Origin of the sequence: Streptomyces sp. WM6372 (genome assembly GCF_001279655.1) — a bacterium.
Taxonomy (GTDB): domain Bacteria; phylum Actinomycetota; class Actinomycetes; order Streptomycetales; family Streptomycetaceae; genus Streptomyces.
Genome location: NZ_LGDB01000053.1, coordinates 1 through 4,631 on the forward strand (window position 1 = coordinate 1; position 4,631 = coordinate 4,631).

The window sequence follows — 4,631 nt, forward strand, 5'->3', positions numbered from 1 at the left end:
TGGCGGATCACGTGCTGGTCGCGCAGAGTGCGGTGGTGGTGCGTGAGGACACTCCGGGTGACAAGCGCCTCACCGCGTACGTAGTGCCCGCCGCAGGCGGAGACGGAGCCGACCCGGCGGTGCTGCGGGGGTTCGTCGCGCAGCGGCTGCCGGACTACATGGTGCCCTCCGCCTTCGTTCAGCTGAACTCCCTGCCCCTCACACCGAACGGGAAGCTCGACCGCAACGCCCTGCCGGCACCGGAGTACACGCCAGGGGCTGCCGGGCGGGGGCCGCGGTCGCCCCGGGAAGAGGTCCTGTGCGGGCTCTTCGCCGAGGTCCTCGGTGTGGACGTCGTGTCGATCGATGACGGTTTCTTCGAGCTGGGTGGGCATTCGCTGCTGGCGACCCGGCTGGTGAGCCGGATCCGGACCGCGCTCGGTGTCGAGGTGAGCATCCGGTCGCTGTTCGAGTCTCCGACCGTTGCCGGGCTGGTGGACCGGCTCGATGACGGTGTTCGGGTTCGTGAGCCGTTGGAGCGGCGGGTGCGGCCGGAGGTTCTTCCGGTGTCGTTCGCGCAGCGCCGTCTGTGGTTCCTGGGCCAGCTCGAAGGCGTCTCCGCGACCTACAACATTCCCCTCGCTCTGCGTCTGACCGGTGCCTTGGACGTGGAGGCGCTGCGGGCATCGCTGACGGACGTAGCGGGCCGGCACGAGAGCCTGCGCACCGTGTTCCCGCAGGACGCCGACGGCCGGCCGAGCCAGCTCGTCCTCGACCCGATCGAGGGCGCTCCCGAGTTCCGCGTGGTGCCGGTGCTCACCGATCACCTCGCTGCCGCGGTGACCGAGGCGGCTTCGACCGGTTTCGATCTGGAGCGGGATCTGCCGTGGCGGGTGCGGCTGCTGGAGGTCACGGACGCTCCGGGCGACTGGGTGTTGGTGATGGTGGTCCATCACATCGCAGCGGACGGCTCGTCGATGGCGCCGCTGGCGAAGGACCTTTCGCTGGCGTACGCGGCCCGCTGCCAGGGGGATGTCCCGGAGTGGCAGCCGCTCGCGGTGCAGTACGCGGATTACACGCTGTGGCAGCGCGAGGTCCTGGGCGACGAGCACGACCCGGAGAGCGTGATCGCGGCGCAGGTCGCGTACTGGAAGCAGGCGCTGGCCGATCTTCCGGAGCAGCTGGAGCTGCCGGTGGACTTCCCGCGCCCGGCCGTGGCTTCGCACGAGGGTGCTTCGGTGGACGTCCACGTACCGGCGGAGGTGCACGCGCGGCTGGTGCAGCTGTCGCGGTCGTGCGGGGCGAGTGTCTTCATGACGGTGCAGGCAGCTCTGGCCGTGCTGCTGTCGAAGATGGGCGCCGGGCAGGACATCCCGATCGGTACGCCGATCGCGGGCCGTACCGACGACGCCCTGGACGATCTCGTCGGGTTCTTCGTGAACACGCTGGTCCTGCGGACCGACGTCTCGGGCGATCCGACGTTCCGGGAGGTCGTGGAGCGGGTCCGGGAGACGGACCTGGCGGCGTTCGCCCACCAGGACGTTCCGTTCGAGCGACTGGTGGAGATCCTCAACCCGGCGCGCTCCATGGCCCGCCACCCCCTCTTCCAGGTCATGCTCACCTTCCAGAACGTCGCCGATCCGGATCTCGACCTGCCCGGTCTCAGCGTGCGTGGCGAACAGGTGCAAGGCGCGGTGGCCAAGTTCGACCTGTCCGTCAGCATGGGTGAGCTCCACGACGAAAACGGAGCACCCGCAGGACTGCAAGGGCAGCTGGACTACCGTACGGATCTGTTTGCGGAGAACACGGTCCGAGAACTCGCGGACCGTGTGGTGCGCGTGCTGGAAGCCGTCACCGCCGATCCCGATGTGGCGATCCGCTCCGTCAGTGTGGTCGGCGCCGAGGAGCGCCACCGGATCCTGAGCGACTGGAACGCAACGGCTCGTGACGTTCCGTACGGGACGCTGCCCGAGCTCTTCCAGGCCCAGGCGGCGCGTACGCCCGACGCTGCCGCGGTGGTCACTGGCACGGCACGGCTCACGTATGCGGAGTTGAACGAACGGGCGAATCGTCTGGCCCGTCATCTGGTGGCGTGCGGTGCCGGCCCGGAAAGGCTCATCGCAGTCGCACTGCCCCGGTCGGCCGACCTGGTGGTCGCCTTGCTCGCCGTCCTGAAGAGCGGTTCGGGCTATGTGCCGCTGGACCCGGAGTACCCGGCGGACCGGATCGCGTACATGCTCGCGGACGCCGAACCCGTGCTGGTCCTGACGGAAGCGGCCACTGCGGCCCTGCTCCCCGGCGGCGACGCCACGCCGCACCTGCTGGTCGACGACCCCGAAGTCCGGGACGCCGTAGCGGGCCGGGACGGCGACAACCTCGCCGACGGCGATCGCCTGTCCCCGGTGCTGCCCGCCCACCCCGCGTACGTGATCTACACGTCCGGGTCGACGGGACGGCCGAAGGGCGTGATGGTCGAGCACCGCAGCGTGGTGAACCTCGCCTCGTGGGCTGCCGATGGGCTCGGCGCGAACCGACTGGAAGAGGTCTGCGCATCCACGTCGCTCAACTTCGACGTGTCCGTGTTCGAAATCATCGCTCCGCTGCTCGCCGGCGGTCGGGTCAGCGTGCTCCGTGACCTGCTTGCCTTCGGGGACGAAGCCGCCGAGGACACCCACCGGCCGCTGGTCAGTGGTGTTCCCTCGGTGTTCTCAAGCCTCCTGGACCGTGCACCGGCAGCGGACGCGGCAACGGTGGTCATGGCGGGCGAGGCGATTTCGCCGATCGTCGCCAAGAAGATCCGCGCGGCCTTCCCCGCAGCCCGCATTGCGAATTGCTACGGCCCCACCGAGGCCACGGTCTATGCCACCTCGTGGTACACCGATGCCAAACTGCCTGATGCCCTTCCGATCGGGCGGCCCGTCGCCAATACGCGGGTGTACGTCCTCGATGCCGCGCTGTCGCCGGTGCCTGCGGGCGTGGCCGGCGAGTTGTATGTGGCGGGCGCCCAGCTGGCCCGGGGCTACCTCGGCCGTGCGGGCCTGACCGCGGAGCGGTTCGTCGCGGACCCGTTCGCCGAGGTGGCCGGTTCGCGGATGTACCGGACCGGTGACGTGGTGCGGTGGACCGCGGACGGGGTCCTGGAGTTCGTCGGACGCGCCGATGCCCAGGTGAAGGTGCGGGGATTCCGCATCGAGCCGGGCGAGGTCGAAGCGGTCCTGGCGGATCACGCCTCGGTGGGCCAGGTCGCCGTCGTCGTACGGGAGGACCAGCCCGGCGACAAGCGCCTCGTTGCCTACGCGGTGCCGGCCGTCGGCGCTTCGACCCGGCACTTCGACGCACGGGACCTGCGGGGCTTCGTGGCGGAGCGGCTGCCGGACTACATGGTGCCCTCCGCGTTCGTCATGCTGGACGGTCTGCCGTTGACGCCGAACGGGAAGCTGGACCGGCAGGCCCTGCCGGCTCCCGAATACACCTCGGACGCGTCGGGGCGGGCACCGCGGTCGCCGCGGGAGGAGGTCCTGTGCGGGCTGTTCGCCGAGGTTCTCGGTGTGGAGTCGGTGTCGATCGATGACGGTTTCTTCGAGCTGGGTGGGCATTCGCTGCTGGCGACCCGGCTGGTGAGCCGGGTGAGCCGGATCCGGTCCGTCCTCGGGGTGGAGGTGAGCATCCGGTCGTTGTTCGAGGCTCCGACCGTTGCCGGGCTGGTGGTTCGGCTGGATGAGGGCGTTCGGGTCCGTGAGTCCCTGGCCCAGCGGGCGCGGCCGGAGGTTCTTCCGGTGTCGTTCGCGCAGCGCCGTCTGTGGTTCCTGGGTCAGCTCGAAGGCGTCTCCGCCACATACAACATTCCGCTCGCGCTGCGCCTGACGGGTGCCTTGGACGTGGAGGCGTTGCGGGCTGCGCTGGCGGACGTCGCGGGTCGTCATGAGAGTCTGCGGACGGTGTTCCCGCAGGTGGACGGGGAGCCGCGGCAGGAGATCTTGCAGGGCGCCGTGGGCATTCCCGATGTCGGCGTGGAAAGCATCGCCGCCGATCATGTCGTCTCGGCCGTAGGGAAGCTGGCTGCCACGGGCTTCGACCTGGAGCGGGAGCTGCCATGGAGGGTGCGCCTGCTCGAAGTCACTGACTCTCCTGGCGAGTGGGTCCTCGTCATGGTGGTCCACCACATCGCGGCGGACGGCTGGTCGATGGCGCCGCTGGCCCGGGACCTGTCGCAGGCGTACGCCGCCCGCTGCCAGGGGCACGCCCCGGAGTGGCAGCCGCTCCCGGTGCAGTACGCGGACTACACGCTGTGGCAGCGCGAGGTACTCGGCAGCGAGGACGACCCGGAGAGCGTGATCGCCGCCCAGGTCGCGTACTGGAAGCAGACGTTGGCCGATCTCCCGGAAGAGCTGGAGCTGCCGGTCGACCGCCCGCGTCCCCCGATCGCCTCCCATGAGGGTGACTCTGTGGACGTCCGTGTTCCGGCGGAGGTGCACGCGCGGCTGGTGCAGCTGTCGCGGTCGTGCGGGGCGAGCGTCTTCATGACGGTGCAGGCCGCTCTGGCCGTCCTGCTCTCGAAGATGGGCGCCGGGCAGGACATCCCGATCGGCACGCCGATCGCGGGCCGTACCGACGACGCCCTGGACGATCTCGTCGGGTTCTTCGTGAACACG

Annotated in this window: 1 protein-coding gene; it reads left to right on the plus strand. The window is 70.0% G+C overall.

Annotated elements, in window-relative coordinates:
* Positions 1-4,631: non-ribosomal peptide synthetase (locus tag ADK52_RS06580; RefSeq protein WP_159045854.1), on the plus strand; the 4,631-nt coding region annotated here is incomplete at both ends.